Source organism: Mesorhizobium sp. CNPSo 4670 (assembly GCF_057784235.1).
In genome coordinates, this window is sequence record NZ_JBWJFQ010000001.1 from 460,210 (window position 1) to 477,031 (window position 16,822).

Annotated in this window: 15 protein-coding genes, 1 pseudogene and 1 riboswitch; of the genes and pseudogenes, 11 read left to right on the plus strand and 5 right to left on the minus strand. The window is 63.6% G+C overall.

The annotated features are described in order from the left end of the window. Positions 1 to 37: 37 nt before the first annotated feature. Positions 38 to 1,261, minus strand: coding sequence for an MFS transporter (locus tag AC0ZT5_RS02060; protein ID WP_488495060.1), 1,224 nt, complete (start codon positions 1,259 to 1,261; stop codon positions 38 to 40). Between the two features lie 121 nt (positions 1,262 to 1,382). Here AC0ZT5_RS02060 and AC0ZT5_RS02065 point away from each other — a divergent pair, with 121 nt between their 5' ends. Both AC0ZT5_RS02065 and AC0ZT5_RS02070 read left to right on the plus strand, forming a co-directional pair. Continuing rightward, a complete protein-coding gene (locus AC0ZT5_RS02065; RefSeq protein WP_488495061.1) occupies positions 1,383 to 1,991 on the plus strand; it encodes a TetR/AcrR family transcriptional regulator in 609 nt (202 codons plus the stop codon). A 94-nt stretch (positions 1,992 to 2,085) separates the two neighbouring features. Then, complete coding sequence (locus AC0ZT5_RS02070; protein ID WP_488495062.1) at positions 2,086 to 3,069, plus strand: hypothetical protein; 984 nt, start codon at positions 2,086 to 2,088, stop codon at positions 3,067 to 3,069. A 116-nt stretch (positions 3,070 to 3,185) separates the two neighbouring features. On the opposite strand, the pseudogene bluB reads toward AC0ZT5_RS02070, so the two are convergent. Beyond that, a pseudogene (bluB, locus tag AC0ZT5_RS02075) lies at positions 3,186 to 3,860 on the minus strand (5,6-dimethylbenzimidazole synthase); the annotation flags it as partial. A 3-nt stretch (positions 3,861 to 3,863) separates the two neighbouring features. Then, positions 3,864 to 4,043: riboswitch (cobalamin riboswitch) on the minus strand. A gap of 121 nt (positions 4,044 to 4,164) precedes the next feature. Here bluB and AC0ZT5_RS02080 point away from each other — a divergent pair. The 6 genes from AC0ZT5_RS02080 to AC0ZT5_RS02105 all read left to right on the plus strand — a co-directional run bounded on the left by AC0ZT5_RS02080 (position 4,165) and on the right by AC0ZT5_RS02105 (position 9,165). Further along, positions 4,165 to 5,091 (plus strand): histone deacetylase family protein, encoded by a 927-nt coding sequence (locus AC0ZT5_RS02080; RefSeq protein WP_488495063.1) that lies wholly within the window; start codon positions 4,165 to 4,167, stop codon positions 5,089 to 5,091. 3 nt (positions 5,092 to 5,094) lie between these two features. Further along, positions 5,095 to 5,346, plus strand: a complete 252-nt coding sequence (locus tag AC0ZT5_RS02085) for an exodeoxyribonuclease VII small subunit (protein ID WP_013532792.1) — start codon at positions 5,095 to 5,097, stop codon at positions 5,344 to 5,346. A 112-nt stretch (positions 5,347 to 5,458) separates the two neighbouring features. Beyond that, positions 5,459 to 5,725, plus strand: a complete 267-nt coding sequence (locus AC0ZT5_RS02090; protein ID WP_095091923.1) for a DUF2277 domain-containing protein — start codon at positions 5,459 to 5,461, stop codon at positions 5,723 to 5,725. 37 nt (positions 5,726 to 5,762) lie between these two features. Continuing rightward, positions 5,763 to 6,683, plus strand: coding sequence for a pirin family protein (locus AC0ZT5_RS02095; protein WP_488495064.1), 921 nt, complete (start codon positions 5,763 to 5,765; stop codon positions 6,681 to 6,683). A 126-nt stretch (positions 6,684 to 6,809) separates the two neighbouring features. After that, on the plus strand, positions 6,810 to 8,723 hold the full coding sequence (dxs, locus tag AC0ZT5_RS02100; protein WP_488495065.1) for a 1-deoxy-D-xylulose-5-phosphate synthase: 1,914 nt from the start codon (positions 6,810 to 6,812) through the stop codon (positions 8,721 to 8,723). A gap of 148 nt (positions 8,724 to 8,871) precedes the next feature. Further along, positions 8,872 to 9,165 (plus strand): hypothetical protein, encoded by a 294-nt coding sequence (locus AC0ZT5_RS02105; protein WP_477283674.1) that lies wholly within the window; start codon positions 8,872 to 8,874, stop codon positions 9,163 to 9,165. A 29-nt stretch (positions 9,166 to 9,194) separates the two neighbouring features. On the opposite strand, the gene AC0ZT5_RS02110 is transcribed toward AC0ZT5_RS02105, so the two are convergent. Further along, positions 9,195 to 9,596 carry a GFA family protein gene (locus tag AC0ZT5_RS02110; protein WP_488495066.1) on the minus strand — a complete coding sequence of 134 codons (402 nt, stop codon included), beginning with the start codon at positions 9,594 to 9,596 and terminating at the stop codon, positions 9,195 to 9,197. A 172-nt stretch (positions 9,597 to 9,768) separates the two neighbouring features. Between AC0ZT5_RS02110 and AC0ZT5_RS02115 the strand changes: the two genes are divergently transcribed. The 3 genes from AC0ZT5_RS02115 (at position 9,769) to AC0ZT5_RS02125 (ending at position 14,364) form a co-directional block, all read left to right on the plus strand. After that, entirely contained in the window at positions 9,769 to 10,533 is a 765-nt protein-coding gene (locus AC0ZT5_RS02115; RefSeq protein ID WP_488495067.1) for a TlyA family RNA methyltransferase, read from the plus strand. Beyond that, positions 10,530 to 11,771 (plus strand): class I SAM-dependent RNA methyltransferase, encoded by a 1,242-nt coding sequence (locus AC0ZT5_RS02120; protein WP_488495068.1) that lies wholly within the window; start codon positions 10,530 to 10,532, stop codon positions 11,769 to 11,771. The genes AC0ZT5_RS02115 and AC0ZT5_RS02120 overlap by 4 nt, the downstream gene beginning before the upstream one ends. A gap of 187 nt (positions 11,772 to 11,958) precedes the next feature. Further along, on the plus strand, positions 11,959 to 14,364 hold the full coding sequence (locus AC0ZT5_RS02125) for a caspase family protein (RefSeq protein ID WP_488495069.1): 2,406 nt from the start codon (positions 11,959 to 11,961) through the stop codon (positions 14,362 to 14,364). 82 nt (positions 14,365 to 14,446) lie between these two features. On the opposite strand, the gene AC0ZT5_RS02130 is transcribed toward AC0ZT5_RS02125, so the two are convergent. Both AC0ZT5_RS02130 and tldD read right to left on the minus strand, forming a co-directional pair. Next, positions 14,447 to 15,139 carry a transglutaminase-like cysteine peptidase gene (locus AC0ZT5_RS02130; protein ID WP_488495070.1) on the minus strand — a complete coding sequence of 231 codons (693 nt, stop codon included), beginning with the start codon at positions 15,137 to 15,139 and terminating at the stop codon, positions 14,447 to 14,449. A 259-nt stretch (positions 15,140 to 15,398) separates the two neighbouring features. Next, positions 15,399 to 16,811, minus strand: a complete 1,413-nt coding sequence (gene tldD, locus AC0ZT5_RS02135) for a metalloprotease TldD (RefSeq protein WP_488495071.1) — start codon at positions 16,809 to 16,811, stop codon at positions 15,399 to 15,401. Positions 16,812 to 16,822 lie beyond the last annotated feature (11 nt).

Here is a 16,822-nt window from a genome sequence, read left to right on the forward strand (position 1 = left end):
ATAGAGCCCGGTCCGTTCGAAACCGGGCGCTTCGGGATCATTCAGCAGGAACGACGCCTGCTTCGCATCCTTCCAGGTCGCATTCGGGCGTGGCCAGGCTGCGCTGACCAAGCAATACGGTGACCAGTGCGATCGTGCCGGCCGCAACCGACACCCAGAACCCGTTCTGGGCGCCGAACGCATCCACCACCGAGCCGGCCGCGAACGAGCCCAGCGCCATGCCGATGCCGATCCCTGTAGTCACCCAGGTGATGCCCTCGGTCAGCATCGCCTCCGGCACATGCCGTTCGATCAGGCCGAACGCCGTGATGAAGGTCGGCGAGATCGCCACGCCGCTGACGAAGACGGTCAACGCCAGCAGCGGCACCGTGTCGGCGGCGAGCGGCAGCAAGGTGCTGAGCGCGATGATGGCGATCGCGATGGCAAGCTGGCGTTGCAATGGTGCTTTCAGGTTGAGCGCGCCGACGATGATGCCGAGCACGAACGATCCCAGCGCGTAGACACCGATGACGAGGCTTGCGGCGCTTGGCTGGCCAAGTTCCTTGGTGATCGCCACCGTGCTCACTTCCGTCGTCGCAAAGGTCGCGCCGATGAAGATCAGGGCAAAGGTGATGATCTGTACCGGCCGCAGGCGGATTGCCGAGCCGCGCGACCCATGCTCCACCGGCCGCACTTGCGGCTCGGTCGAACGCTGCAGGATGAACGCCGTCGAGCCGAAGGCGAGAAACAGCGTGCTCGCCAGCATTCCCGCTTCCGGGAACAGGGCGGCACTCAGCCCGACCGACAGCGATGCGCCGGCAATGTAGACCAGCTCGTCCGCCGCCGACTCAAAGGCGAACGCGGTGTTCATCTCGTTCCGCCCGCGGAAAATCTCGGTCCAGCGCGCGCGCACCATTGCCGGGATGCTGGGCATGGCCGCGGCCAGCAGTGCGGACACGAACAGCGTCCATACCGGCCAATCCTGATTGGCCGCCGCTATCAGGACCGCGAAAGCCAGTACGGAGATGATCGTGGTCGGCACCACGAACTGCGTCTGGCCAAGGCGATCGACCAGCCTTGATATTTGCGGCGCCATGAAAGCGTTGGCCAGCGCAAATGTCGCGGAGACGGCGCCGGCCAGCCAGTATTCGCCACGCGTCTGCGACAGCATTGCCACGATGCCGATTGGCGCCATCGCGATCGGCAGCCGCGCCATGAAGCCAGCGGCTGCAAAGCCCTTGGCGCCGGGGGCGCGAAAAATTTCCGAATAGGGATTTTGCATGGTCCGGTTCCTCGACAAAGGCAGATTCGACAATTACATACGATGCGTATGATTGTTAGATAGATCATACGTCGCGTATGTCAATTGGCATACGAAGCGTATGTTAGTAGGTCCAGAAGCCATGCACAAACCTCGCAAGGAGATGATCGCCGAGACTCGCGCCAAGCTGATCGCGGCCGCCCGCCACGCCTTCGGCACGATCGGCTATGCCCAGGCCTCGATGGATGATTTCACCGCATCGGCCGGTCTGACGCGCGGCGCACTCTATCATCACTTCGGCGACAAGAAGGGCTTGCTGCAGGCGGTCATCGCCGAAATCGACGGCGAGATGGCGGCGCGCGTGAACGAAGTGGCGTCGAGAGCGCCGACCCGCTGGCAGCATTTCGTCGACGAGTGCACGACCTATATCGAGATGGCTTTGGAGCCGGAAATCCAGCGCATCATGTTCCGGGATGGTCCGGCCGTGCTGGGGGACCCGGCACAATGGCCGAATGCCAATGCATGTGTCGGTTCAATGACCGATCATCTGACCAGGCTGCAGGAGGAGGGCGTGGTCGTTCCCAGCGTCGACCCCGAGACCGCCGCACGGCTGATCAACGGCGCCAGCAGCCAGGCGGCGCAGCGGATCGCCAATTCGAACGACCCCGAAGCGACGTCGAAGACCGTGGTGGTGGCCTTCAGGCAGTTGCTCGAAGGCTTGCTCAAGAAGCAGGGTTCGCAGCCGGTCTGAAATCCCCATTGGCGGCCTGGGGCCACTGCCCACGATTGACAAGAGCCGGTTTGAGCGCATCCTCTCGCCCCATCTCTGAGCGGAGATTCGGGGCATGTGGGATTTTGATATCGGGAGGTCGGTGTCCATCATGATGCGGACCTGGCCGTTCATTGTCTTTCGCATGATCGTCTATTTCGGCATCACGCTGGCGTATATCGTGGCGACCGGCACGGGCGCCTCCGTTGGCTACGGCGTTGGCCATATCTCCACCGACCCGGACGGGCCGCTGTCCTTTGCCCTGTGGGGCGGGATGGTCGGCTTCGGCGTCGTCTCGATCGCTGTCTACTGGATCCGCGAATACATCCTCTATGTCGTCAAGGCCGGCCATATAGCCGTCATGGTCCATCTGATCGACGGCCGCGACATTCCCGACGGCCAGGACCAGATCGCCTATGCCAAGGACATCGTGACCCAGCGTTTTGCCGAGGCCAACATCCTTTTCGTCGTCGACCAGCTGGTCAAGGGCGCCATCCGCGCCATTACCGGGTTGCTCGGCGGCATCGCCGCCTTCCTGCCGATCCCGGGCCTGAGTGGCCTGGTCAGCTTCATCAACACGGTGATCCGCCTGTCGCTGACCTATGTCGACGAGATCATCCTCGGCTACAACATCCGTATCAATTCAGCCTCGCCGTTCGAGACGGCGCGGCAAGGCGTCGTGCTCTATGCCCAGAACGGCAAGATCATGGTCAAGAACGCCGTCTGGCTGGCGGTCATCATGTGGGGCGTCTCGTTCGTTATCTTCCTGCTGATGCTGGCCCCGGCCGGCGCCATTCTTTTCCTCATGCCCGGGCAGCTTGCCGGCTGGGCCTTCGTGCTCGCCATCGTCTTCGCCTGGGCCTTCAAGGCGGCGTTCATCGAACCCTTCGCCATCGCCTGCCTGATGCAGGTCTATTTCAGGACCATCGAGGGCCAGGTGCCCGATCCCGCCTGGGACGCCCGGCTGGCCGAGGCGTCTTCGAAGTTCAGGGAACTCAAGGACAAGGCGCTGGCCTCTTTCGGCGGTTCTCGCTGGGGCATGGCCGGCGCGACACGCTGATCGGCAGTGGTTGCCGGTGCGGCATCGACCCCGCTGAGGCGCGTCACGGTCGATTTGAGCAGCACTTCACCTTGCCCGCAAAAGGTCTCGCTCATGATCAGTTCCGGCAGTGGCAAGCGGCGGCCCCAGCCATGCGCCTCGAGGTCCGGCTTTGGCGCGAACTCGGAAACATGGCCGACGCAGAGATAGGCGACCGGCGTCACATGCTCGGGAATTGACAGAAGCTGTTTCAGCGCTTGCGCCTCGATGATGCTGACCCAGCCGACACCCACGCCCTCGGCGCGCGCCGCCAGCCAGAAATTCTGCACCGCGCAAACCGTGCTGTAGAGGTCCATCTCCGGATTGTGCCAGCGCCCCAGCGGCGAACCCTTCGAGCGCTGCCGGTCGCAGGTAATGCAGATGTTGAGCGCGCTTTCGCAGATGCCTTCCAGTTTGAGCTTGCGGTAAAGCGCCTGTCGTTCTTCCGCGATGGCCGGCAGTTCCTGCTCTCGCGCCGCCAGGAACAGGTCACGCACCTTTTCCCGTCGCTCCGCATCGCGAATGACGATGAAATTCCAAGGCTGCATGAAGCCGACCGAGGGGGCGTGGTGAGCGGCAAGCAGCAGCCGCGCCAGCACCTCATCGTCGAGCGCGGTTGGCAGGAAATGGCTGCGCACGTCGCGCCTTGTAAACATGGCGCGATAGACAGCGTCGCGCGCACTCTGGTCAAATCCGTCGCCAACAGAGGCGGTCATGTGTTCCGGCATCGCGTGTCCCCTTGCGATTGCTGTAGATGCCGTCCGCCTGACCATGCGGATGACGATGCCTGCCAGGCCGGTCTTCTGGCTCGGGATCAACCCGCGTCCGGTGCCTTCCCGTCATCGACAGTGGCATTTACCGGCGCGGTCCCCCTTACAGCGTTGGGCACGCCACGGAGTTCAACCGTGTTCCCGATTCTCCCGCTTGCGGCGGGCACCAGGCAGTGGCAGTGACCTTACGCCGAAGCGCTGACGACGCCAATGCCTGCAGCGACACCAATGGACGCATGTGTGATTTTCCCCAGCCATCAGGCCACGACGCATGGCCATCGCGACGTCGGGGCACTAGATAGGGAGGATGGCCACTCGTCTCTACACCCATCCGATCTTCCTTGAGCACATCACGCCGCCCGGTCACCCCGAGCGGCCGGACCGCTTGCGCGCCATCGAGCGGGTGCTCGACGATGAGGCGTTTGTCGGGCTCGATCGCATCAAGGCGCCCGAAGGCGACGAGGCCACCATTCTCTACGCGCACCCCGCCGATTTCGTCGCCCGCGTCCGCGCCGCCATTCCCGACGAGGGCATCGCCCGCATCGACGCCGACACGACAGTCAGTCCGAAGAGCTGGCAAGCGGCGATCACCGCGATCGGCGCCGCCAACGCCGCCGTCGACGATGTCTTTGCCGGCCGCGCTGACAACGTCTTCGTCGCAGCCCGGCCGCCTGGCCACCACGCCGAAAAAACCACGGCCATGGGCTTCTGCCTCTTCAACACGGCGGCGATTGCGGCGCGCTACGCGCAGAAGAAACATGGCGTCGAGCGCGTTGCCGTCGTCGATTGGGACGTGCATCACGGCAACGGCACGCAGGATATTTTCTGGGACGATCCGTCGGTGCTTTATTGCTCGACGCACCAGATGCCGCTTTATCCCGGCACCGGGGCGAAGAGCGAAACCGGCGCCGGCAACATCGTCAACGCGCCGCTGGCGCCGCAGACCGGCAGCGAGGTTTTCCGAGATGCCCTGCTGTCGCGTGTCCTGCCGGCGCTCGACAATTTCGCGCCCGACCTGATTATCATTTCGGCCGGTTTCGACGCGCACCATCGCGATCCGCTGGCAGAGATCAACCTGACCGAGGATGATTTCGACTGGGCGACCGGCCAGCTTATGCAGCGCGCCACGCGCCACAGCGGCAACCGGCTCGTCAGCCTGCTCGAGGGTGGCTACGATCTGCAGGGACTGGCATTTTCGGTCGCCGCCCATGTCGGGCGACTGATGAAAGGGTGAATGATGGCTGGAGAGACCAACGAAGACGTCAAGGCGATGAGCTTTGAGCAGGCACTCGACGCATTGGAAAAGATCGTCGATGATTTGGAACGTGGCGACGTGCCGCTCGACCAGTCGATCAGGATCTATGAGCGCGGCGAGGCGCTAAAGGCGCATTGCGACCGGCTGCTGAAGGCCGCCGAGGACAAGGTCGAGAAGATCAGGCTGTCGCGCGACGGCAAGCCGGTTGGAACCGAGCCGCTCGACGCCGACTGAGTCATGCTCCCGAACGATGGTCTTGCCTCACCGGCTTTTGGACATGATCATGGTCGAGGATAGCAGCCGTCCCGATTGAAACGGCTTCAGGACAAGAGGAGGTTCGCAAACGATGTGCAGAAACATCAAGACCCTGTTCAATTTTGATCCGCCGGCAACCAATGACGAGGTGCGCGACGCCGCACTTCAGTTTGTGCGCAAATTGAGCGGAACGACGCGACCTTCGAAGCAGAACCAGCACGCCTTCGATCATGCGGTCGAAGCCATCGCGGCATCGGCGCGTGAGCTTCTCGATTCCCTCGAAACCCATCAGCATCCTCGCAATCGCGAAGAGGTGGCCGCCAAGGCACGGGCAAAATCGGCGATCCGTTTTGCCTGATCCAACAACCGGCGACGGCCGCTGACAAGGAGAGTCCATGAGCTTCTTCCCCGGGAAAGACCCTGAAGTCGGCGACGCCTTTGCCAGCGACCAGATCGAACTGATGGTCATCCCGAACGCCAAGGACATTGGCGGTTTCCAGGTACGCCGCGCTCTGCCGACCGCCAAAAGACGGCTCGTCGGGCCTTTCATCTTCTTCGACCGCATGGGCCCGGCGATCCTGCGCGCGGGCCAGGCGCTCGATGTCCGTCCTCATCCGCATATCGGGCTGTCGACGGTAACCTATCTGTTCGACGGCAAGATCAGGCATCGCGATTCACTCGGCACCGAAATGGTCATCCAGCCCGGCGACGTGAATTTGATGACGGCCGGCCGCGGCATCGTCCATTCCGAGCGCACGCCGGAGGAATTGCGTGGTGCGCCGATGTCGGTCTCCGGCCTGCAGACATGGCTGGCACTGCCGGACGGCAAGGAGGAAGTGGCTCCGGTTTTCGAGAACACCGCTGCTTTGCGGCTCCCCGAGATCGATGCCGAAGGCGTCAGCGGGCGGGTCGTCATCGGCGACTTCCAGGGACTGCTGTCCCCGGTGAGGGCTAATTCCGAGACGCTTTATGCCGACCTTAGGCTGGCGCCAGGCGCCAGCGTTAAAATCCCGGCGGATGCCGAGGAGCGCGCCATCTACACGCTCGAAGGCGACGTTTCGATTTCAGGCGATGTTTTTCCAGCCGAGCGGCTGCTGGTGTTTCGGCCCGGCGACGAGATCGTTGTGTCGTCGGAAGGCGGCGCCCATTTCATGCTGTTCGGCGGCGCCTCGCTCGGCTCGAAGCGTTACATCTGGTGGAATTTCGTCTCGTCCTCCAAGGAGCGCATCGAGCAGGCCAAGGAAGAATGGAAGACCGGCCGCTTCGATATCGTTCCCGGCGATGAGGAAGAATTCATCCCGCTGCCGGAAAGCTGATGCATGTCGCCCAAAAGTGGCCGGGTTTTGGGACCTAAAGCCTGATCCGCGTCACTGACACGCATTTACTTTCGCCGGCGGCCGGCCTATCCCGCCCATGAACAGAAAGCCTGAGCAGGCCTACCCGTGAACTCAACGCCGCATACGCCGCTTCTCGACAAGGTCCGCATCCCGGCCGACCTGCGCACGCTTGCCGAGAGCGAATTGCCGCAACTGGCATCCGAGCTTCGTGCCGAACTGATCGATGCGGTGTCCCACACTGGCGGCCATCTTGGCGCCGGCCTCGGCGTGGTCGAGCTGACGGTGGCGCTGCACTATGTCTTCAACACCCCGGATGACCGGCTGATCTGGGATGTCGGCCATCAGGCCTATCCGCACAAGATCCTCACCGGCCGCCGCGATCGTATCCGCACCTTGCGCCAGGAGGGGGGCTTGTCCGGCTTCACCCGCCGCGCCGAGAGCGAGTACGACCCCTTCGGCGCCGCCCACTCCTCGACATCGATATCGGCCGGCCTTGGCATGGCCGCCGCTCGCGATCTCTCCGGCGGCCGCAACAACGTCATCGCCGTTATCGGTGACGGCGCCATGTCGGCCGGCATGGCCTACGAGGCGATGAACAATGCCGGCGCGCTCGATGCCCGGCTCATCGTCATCCTCAACGACAACGACATGTCGATTGCGCCGCCGACTGGTGCGATGAGCGCCTATCTGGCGCGTCTGGCCTCGGGCAAAACCTATGTCGGCCTACGCGACTTCGGCAAGAAGCTGACCTCTTATCTCGGCAAGCGCGCCGACCGTGCGATCACCCGGGCGGTCGAGCATGCACGCGGCTACGTCACCGGCGGCACGCTGTTCGAGGAACTGGGCTTCTATCACATCGGCCCGATCGACGGTCACAATCTCGAGCATCTGATCCCGGTCCTGAAGAACGTCCGCGACAATGGCGAAGGCCCGGTGCTCATCCATGTCGTCACCCAGAAGGGCAAGGGCTACGCGCCCGCAGAAGCCGCCGCCGACAAGTATCACGGCGTCAACAAGTTCGATGTCATTACCGGTGCGCAGGCGAAGGCACCGGCCAACGCGCCGGCCTACACCAAGGTGTTCGCCGAAAGCCTGGTTAGGGAAGGCCGCGAGGACGACCGCATCGTCGCCGTCACCGCCGCCATGCCGAGCGGCACCGGCCTTGACCTGTTCGGTGAAGCATTTCCGTCGCGGACCTTCGATGTCGGCATCGCCGAACAGCACGCGGTGACCTTCGCCGCCGGCCTCGCCACCGAAGGTTACAAGCCGTTCGCCGCGATCTATTCGACCTTCCTGCAGCGCGCCTACGACCAGGTCGTCCACGACGTCGCGATCCAGAAACTGCCGGTGCGCTTTCCCATCGACCGCGCCGGCTTCGTCGGCGCCGACGGCGCCACCCATTGCGGCGCCTTCGACACCACTTTTCTGGCTACCTTGCCTGGGTTCGTCGTGATGGCGGCGGCGGACGAGGCGGAACTGCGCCACATGGTGCGCACCGCGGCAAGCTATGATGACGGCCCGATCGCCTTCCGCTATCCGCGTGGCAATGGCGTCGGCGTCGACATGCCGGAGCGCGGCGCGGTGCTCGAAATCGGCAAGGGCCGCATCGTCAGGGAAGGCACCAAGGTCGCGCTGCTGTCCTTCGGCACGCGGCTGCAGGATTGCCTGATCGCCGCCGAGGAGCTTGGCGCGGCCGGGCTCTCCACCACGGTCGCCGATGCTCGTTTCGCCAAGCCGCTCGACGAGGATTTGATCCGCCGGCTGGCCCGCTCGCACGAGGTTCTGGTAACGGTGGAAGAGGGCGCCGTCGGCGGCTTCGCCAGCCATGTGCTGCAGTTCCTTGCCCATGAGGGCTTGCTGGAAAGTGGCCTGAAGGTCCGCCCGCTGGTGCTGCCCGACGCGTTCACCGACCACGCCAAGCCGGAAAAGATGTATGCCGATGCCGGGCTGGATGCCGCCGGCATCGTGCGCACCGTGTTCGTCGCCCTCGGCCATACGGCCCGCGCCCAGCGCGCCTGAATCAAAATCTCAAGGGCTTGAATCAGTTTGCCGACTTGATTCCTTAACGCATTGTTAACGCTGCCGTTTGGCGCTTTGCTTACCGTGTCTCTTGGCCGTTTTTCAACGGCGCCCTGCTAGATCGTGATCAGGCAGGGAGACAAAAACAATGAGAACGCTTCTGTGCGGCGCAGCGCTTTCAGCGGTCATCGTCGCGCCGGTCGCCGCCGAAACGCGCTATGATCGCAGCCTTGAAAAGGCGGCCATGGGCATCATCGCCGGCAAGATGGGCGACATCCGCGGCGGCTTTTCCTACAAGCAGGTGCCGCAGCTGGTGGTCCTGCCGGACCCTGTGCCGGCGCCTGCGGCTGCGACCGAGCATCCGGGTGAGCAAGCTTCGGGAAATCGGGATGACGGTTTGTCTCCAGCCGTCGATCGCCGGGTTTCGCGAACCATCTTTTAGTGCACGCTCAAACTTAAGGCGCTCGCGCTTTAGAACCACATGTCGCGCACGCAGCGGCCATCGCGCGGCAGGTCGTCGTAAGTGTCGAGACCGTCGAAATGGTCGATCGGCAAATCGGCGACGGCCTCCGGCGGTGCAAGCCTTACATTGACGGCGATTCGAGTGCGGCCAGTGGTGCTGGAGCCCAAGCCACGCCAGGCGAGCACGCAAGCGCAAGTGGGACAGAACAGGATCTCAAGCGAAGGCGTGTCCTTTCCGGGGCGCGTATAGCTCTTCATCGGCCCCGAGACGTGGATGCGTTCGTCGACATAATCGTAAGCCCAGAGCGCGCCATAGCGGCGGCAAAGCGTACAACTGCACGCGGTGACCGGCCCGGGATCGCCCTCCAGGGTCCAGTGGTTTGCACCGCAGTGGCAGGTTCCTGTCAGCATTTGTCCTTCCTCGCATTCGGACAGCAACGGCGCTCCTGCTTAGCATTGTGCCGGGCCGACGCGATGCTCGCAAGCGGCGCAGCGGCTTGAAGCGTTCGCATGCTTTCGAACGATGTTCCTTGTCCGGCCCCAATATCCTTGCCTTCGCGACCGGCTTTCGCCATGAAGGCCGATGAACTCGCCTTTGCCAGCCAGCCCCCGCCAGCGGCTCGACGACCTGCTCGTCCAGCGCGGCCTGTTTGCCAGCCGTTCGCGCGCCCGCGACGCGGTCGAGCGTGGCACGGTGATGGTCGACGGCGTCATAGCCCGCAAGCCCGGCCAGAACGTTTCGCCGCAATGCCTGATCGCCATCGATGATCCAGCGCAAGGCTATGTGTCGCGTGCGGCGCTGAAACTGATCGGTGGGCTCGACCATTTCGGCCTCGATCCCGCCGGCCGCGAGGCGCTCGACATCGGCGCCTCGACCGGCGGCTTCACCCAGGTGCTGCTTGAGCGCGGCGCTGCCCATGTTACCGCCATCGATGTCGGGCATGGCCAGATGCATGCCGATATCGGCGACGATCCGCGTGTGACTGTCATCGAGGGCCTGAACGCGCGCGATCTCACGGCCGCCGATCTGGCCGGCCGGGTCCCGGATTTCATCGTTTCCGATGTCAGCTTCATTTCGCTGAAACTGGCGCTGCCGCCGGCGCTCGCCATTGCGAAGGCTGGTGCCGGCGCCATGTTTCTGGTCAAGCCGCAATTCGAAGCGGGCCGCGAAGCGATCGGCAAGGGCGGCCTGTTGAAGGATCCCTACGATGCCGCCCGTGTCGCCGGCCTGCTGCAGGATTGGTTGGACGCCGTTCCCGGCTGGCGTTCGCTGGGCCTGCATTTGTCGCCGATCGAAGGCGGCGACGGCAATCGCGAATTCCTGCTCGGTGGGATCAAGGATCGATGAGCGCGCGTTTCAGCATCAGGAAACTTGGCGCCCAGGGCGACGGCATCGCCGAGACCGAGAGCGGCGATCTGTTCATTCCCTTCACATTGCCCGGCGAGGTCGTCACCGCCGCGCGCGAAAAAGACCGCGCGATGCTGATGGCGGTGCTGGAGGCTTCGCCGCTGCGCATTGATCCCGCCTGCCGCCATTTCACCGAATGCGGGGGTTGCGCGCTCCAGCATGTCGAAGCCGCAGCCTATCGCCAATGGAAACGCGAAAAGGTGGTGCACGCCCTGAAGGGCAAGGGCATCGATTGCGACGTCGGCGAACTGGTCGCCTGCGCGTCGCACACACGCCGCCGTGTGGTGCTCGCCGCGCGGCGCACCGATACAGGCATGCTGCTCGGCTTCAATCGCCATCTGTCGCCGGAAATCATCTCGATATCGGAATGCCCGATCTCGCTGCCCGAGATCGTCAGCGCGTTTGATCGGCTGAAGGCGCTCGCCGAACTGGTATGCGCCACCACCAAATCGTTCCGGCTGGCGGTCACCGTGACCGGGTCAGGCCTCGATATCGCGGTCTACGAGTCGGGCAAACTGGGCGAGAACCAGCGTCGGGTCGCCTCCAACTTCGTCTTGGGTCAGGGATTTGCTAGGCTGTCCATCGACGACGAGATCATCATCGAGCCAAGGAAGCCTGTGGTCATGTTCGGCAATGTCGCGGTCGCCGTGCCGCCGGGCGCCTTCCTGCAGGCGACCGATGCAGCCGAACAGACCATGGCCGATATCGTCGGCGGACATCTGAAGCGCGCCAAGAAGGTCGCCGATCTGTTCGCCGGTTGCGGTAGCTTTGCCTTGCGGCTGGCAGCGAAGTCGGAAGTCCATGCGGTCGAAGGCGATGCGGCCGCCCTTTCGGCGCTCGACCGGGGCTCACGCTTCGCGACCGGCCTGAAGCGGGTGACGGGCGAACGCCGCGACCTGTTCCGCCGACCGCTGACCTTCAAGGAATTGAATGGCTTTGACGGCCTGGTGTTCGACCCGCCACGCGCCGGCGCCGAGGACCAGTCGAAGCAGATCGCGCGCTCGGAGGTTCCGTTCGTTGCCGCCGTATCCTGCAATCCGGTGACGCTGGCTCGCGACCTGCGCATCCTGCTCGACGGCGGCTACACGTTGAAAAGCGTGACGCCGATCGATCAGTTCCTGTGGTCGCCGCATGTCGAGGCCGTGGCGCTTCTGGAGAAGCCGAAACGAAGGCGGTAGCGCTGTTCGCATTTCCCTCGGGTCAGGCGCAAACCGTAAATGATCACATTTTCTTGAGGTTTCCGTGTCGGGCGGGTTTGCCGAAATCGCGCCGCGAAGCCGCCTCTTTGCGCCCGTCTATTTCGGAAATCACTGGAGGAAGGAACCATCCTGCTCCATCACCGTTTGCTTCACTTGGTGGCCAGAAATGCGGACACTCCAGAAATTCCTCGGCTTTCTCTTCCTCTCCATTGTCGTGGCCGCTTCGGCGACGGGTGCCCTCGCGCAGGGCGAAAAACGTCTCGCTTTCGTCATCGGTAATGCGGCCTATCCGTCTGGTGCGCTGGCGACGCCCGCCAATGATGCAGGGCTGATCGCGCAGACCTTGCAGGCGGCAGGGTTCGATGTGGTCGGTGCCCGCGACGTCGACCAGGAATCGCTGCGCGGCGCGCTGCGCGATTTCCTTGGCAAGGTTTCTGCTGCCGGTCCTGACGCGGTCGTCTTCATCTATCTCGCCGGCCATGGCGTGCAGTTCGAAGGCGAGAATTACTTCTTGCCTGTCGATGCCCAGATCGCCAATCCAACCGACGTCCCGCTTCAGGGGATGCGGCTCTCCGATGTCACCAAGTCGCTGGCTGGATTGCCGACGAAGGTCAATATCGTCGTGCTCGATGCGGCGCGGCCGGATGCATTCCCGCAGACGAACCAGCCGCTGGCCGGAGGTCTCGCACTGGTCGATCCCGATCCGAACATGCTTGTTGCGTTCAATGCCGCCCCGGGTACGGTCGCGCCTGAAGGCAAGGGTCCATACGGCGCCTATGCCCAGGCGCTGGCCGAGATGATGCGCGAAGGCGGCCTGCCGCTTGAAGATGTTTTCGATCGCACGCGCCTGCGCGTCAACGAGGTGACCCAGGGCGCGGAAGTTCCGTGGAGCGCCTCAAAGATCACGGCGCCCTTCGTCTTCTTCGACCGCGCTCCGGACGCGCCCGCGCCCAGGGTCTCGGAGGCTGAGTCCCAAGCCAACCGGACCAGAGAGATCCGCGACTTCGACGCCCGCGACGCCTATGTCGCGGCCCTCGACCGCGACACGCTCGGCGGTTACGAGGATTTCGTCGGCGCCTACCCGCACGATCCAATGGCCAAGCGCGTACGTGCCATCATCGCTGCGCGGCGTGAAGCAATCACTTGGCGCGAAACCTGGCTCCGGGACACCCCGGAAGCCTACTGGTCCTACCTCGATCGCTATCCGCACGGCCCGCATGCCTGGGATGCCCGCCGCCGGCTGGAGCATTTCGATGCAGCGCTGGAGCCGCCGGAGGACTTTACCGTCTATGACTATGACGTGCCGCCGCCGCCACCGGAAGAGATCATCTATGTCGACCGGCCCGCGCTCTATTTTGACGATCCGGATTTCGACTTCGAGCCACCACCGCCTGTCGCGGTGATCTTCCTGCCGCCGCCTCCGCCGGATTTCATCGTGTTGGCGCCGCCGCGGCCGGCAGTCGATGTCTTTGTCCTGCCGGTGCCGGTTTTCGTGCCGGTGCCGGTGTGGGTCAACCCGCCGCACAACATTGCGCCGCCGCCCGATAACGTGATCTTCAACAACATCCACAACACGACCGTCATCAACAACACGACGATCAATAACGAGAACAATCAGGCAGGGCAGGGCGGCGGTGGCCTCACCACCGGCCAGAAGCTGACCGGCGCCGCGGTTGGACTGGGCGCGGCAGCGCTCGCGACCAAGGTGGCGCTGCCGCCGCTGCTGCATAAGAAGGCCGTGCTCTCTAACCAGAACCCTGCCGCTCCGGGCAAGCTCGGCCAGGGTGTGACGCAAGGCCGGCAGCCCCCCGGTTCAAAGCCGGCGTCGAAGACGCTCTCAACTGATCACACCCTGCCGGGAGCGAACGGCAAGACGCTGCCACTCGTCAACGGCAAACCGCCGGTGCTCAACGGCCAGAATCTGCCCAACAACAAGAATTTGCCCAACAATAAGTCCAAGAAGCTGCTTGGCAAGCAAGGCACCTCGGGCGGCAACCAGCAGGCTACGGGAAATGCCGGCGCTGCCGTTACCGGACAGGGCAATAGCCAGCAGAACGGAGCCGGCAATGGGCAGGGCAAGAACGGCAAGTTCAGCAAGCTGCCGACCGTCAACGGTGCACCGGCCGGGCAGCGCCCGAACGTGCAGGAAAAGATCAAGAAGAACAATCCAGCTGTCTTCTCCGACCAGGGTGGCGGCAAGCCGAAGAAGCTGACGCGCAAGGATCTGTCCGCCGGCCAGGCCGTTGTCGGACCGAGTGATCAGGCTCCGGGAAACGGGAACAAGAAGTTCCGCAAGCCCCAGAACGGCGGCGGAGGCTCCGCCGGCCCGCAAGTCAACGTCCAGCGGAATTTCAAGGTCAACAAGCCGAACGAGAATCCGCAGCGCCAACTCAAGCTGCAGGAGAAGCCGAACGTCAAGGTGTTCTCCAAGCCGCCGAAGCCGGAGTTCCATGCTCAGCCCAAGCCCCAGGTTCAGGAGCGGCGTCCGCCGCAACAGCCCAATCCGCAGCCACCCCGAGGCAACAAGAAGCCTGCCTGCGGACACCCGGGCGAGCCTCCATGCAAGCAGTAGGCAGCAGTGAGGCAGGGTTTGCCCGCCGGTCGCCGGGCACCGAACCTTCAAAAAGCTGAAGCGCTCTGGTCTGGCAGGCCGCTCAGTCTACGAGCTTGGAAACATTCGTGAGGGTTTTCGACGTGCCGCCCCGTTGGTTGATCGACACCCATGTGTTTGGGTTCCGCTGGGACTGGCGTTTGAGGAAGTAATAGCCCGTCGCATTCCAAGGTCTGATCTCGTCGACCAGATTGTCGAGGACAAGATCGCCCTTGTCGGTTTTCACCGTCAGGATGGTGTGGCCTTCATTGTCCAGGTCGCGCACCACGGTCATCAGCAGCGCCTGCCGCGGGAATCCCGCCTCCAGAAGAAGCTTGCGCTTGTAGAGGGCGTAGATCTTGCAGTCGCCCTTGCCGTCCACGGGGTAGTCCCAGTGGTCCACCATCGTGCCCCAGTGGTCGAAATTGCTGACCGGTTTGATGAAGCTGTTCGCCTTCTGATTTATCCGCTTGAGGATACGCAGGTTCTGCGCGGTCAGCTTGACATTCGCGGCCGACAGAGTGGGCACCTTGCACTCTTTTGGTCGGCGATGGCAGAAATCGACCCAACCGTAGGGGACGCTGGTGCTTGCACCGACGGTGGCAGAGCGCAGCCCTTGCATGGAAGATTGCGTCGATCGCGATTTGAACAATGTCGACTGTGCCTCTGCCGGGCTGGCTTGCAGCGATGTCGCACCGATCAACGAAACCAAGCCAAGCAGGAAAGACGAAGTCAGGACGCTGGGGACATGCCGCATTGCCAAAACACCACCGCAACAAGGAAGCTGGTGCTGCGTTCGTGCGCAAAGGCAGCCCAGGCAGTTAGAGACTTAATAATTTCCTAACGTGGATTGTGTTCGCTTCAAGGTGCCGACAGGGATTCAGCTGGAAAGCGCCGTCTTTGGCCCAGAACCCGACAGGATCGAACAACGTTGCGACGCCCCATTCAGCCGAAATGACGGCACCTGTCAGAATGACGATTTTGGGGTCTGGCATGGTCGGCCGCACCAGGTGCGCTCAGACCCGCGTGCCACCCACCGTCATCTGGTTCATCCTGAGATGCGGTTGGCCGACGCCGACCGGGACGCCCTGTCCGGCCTTGCCGCACATGCCGATGCCGGTATCGAGCTTCATGTCGTTGCCGATCATGGACACGCGGTGCATGGCGTCCGGCCCATTGCCGATCAGCATCGCGCCCTTGATCGGCTGCGTCACCTTGCCGTTCTCGATCATGTAGGCCTCGGTGCAGCCGAACACGAACTTGCCCGAGGTGATGTCGACCTGGCCGCCGCCGAAGGACACGGCATAGATACCGTTCCTGACCGAGGCGATAATTTCGTCCGGTTCCATGTCGCCCGCCGTCATGAAGGTGTTGGTCATGCGCGGCATCGGCTGGTGGGCATAGCCTTCACGCCGGCCGTTGCCGGTCGCATTCATGCCCATCAGCCGGGCGTTCTGGCGATCCTGCATGTAGCCGACCAGTTTGCCGTCCTCAATCAACACGTTGCGCGCCGTCGGGGTCCCTTCATCGTCGACGGTGAGCGACCCGCGCCTCTCCGGCATGGTGCCGTCGTCGACGACTGTCACTCCCTTCGCGGCGACTTGCTGGCCCATCAGGCCGGCGAAGGCCGAGGTCTTCTTGCGGTTGAAGTCACCTTCCAGCCCATGGCCGACGGCCTCGTGCAGCATGACGCCCGGCCAGCCGCTGGACAGCACGATGTCGAAGGTGCCGGCCGGCGCCGGTATGGCCTCGAGATTGACCAGCGCTTGCCTCAACGCCTCCTTGGCGGCATGCTTCCAGCTGTCCTCGACAAGGAAGTCGCCGAAGGCCTTGCGTCCGCCCATGCCGTAGGAGCCGCTCTCCTGGCGGTCGCCGTCGCCGACGACGACAGAGACGTGGACACGGACTTGCGGGCGGATATCGCGCACCACCTGGCCATCGGCGCGCACGATCTCGACATGCTGCCAGGATGAGGACAGCGAGGCCGAAACCTGGCGCACGCGCGCATCCTCGGCGCGCAGCCAGGCGTCGATTTCCTGCAGCAGCTTTGCCTTGACCTCGAAGGAGGGCGAAGGGATCGGATTCTCCTCGCCATAGAGATGGCGGTTGGTGCGGGCCGGCGCTGCGGCCAGCGTGCCGGAATAGCCGCCCTTGACGGTTGAAACAGCGTCGGCGGCGCGCAGCAGCGAGGCCTCGGAAAGGTCGCTGGAATGGGCATAGCCGCTGGCTTCGCCGGCGACGGCGCGCAGGCCAAACCCCTGATCGGTGTTGAAGTTGGCCGTCTTCAGCCGGCCGTTGTCGAACATCAGCGCTTCGCTTTCGCTGTATTCGAGAAACAGTTCGCCGTCGTCGGCGCCACTGATGGTCTCAGTGACGATCTGCTTGATGCGATCGTCTGAAATGTCGAATTGGCCGATCAGGCTGTTCATGGCGCGTCCGT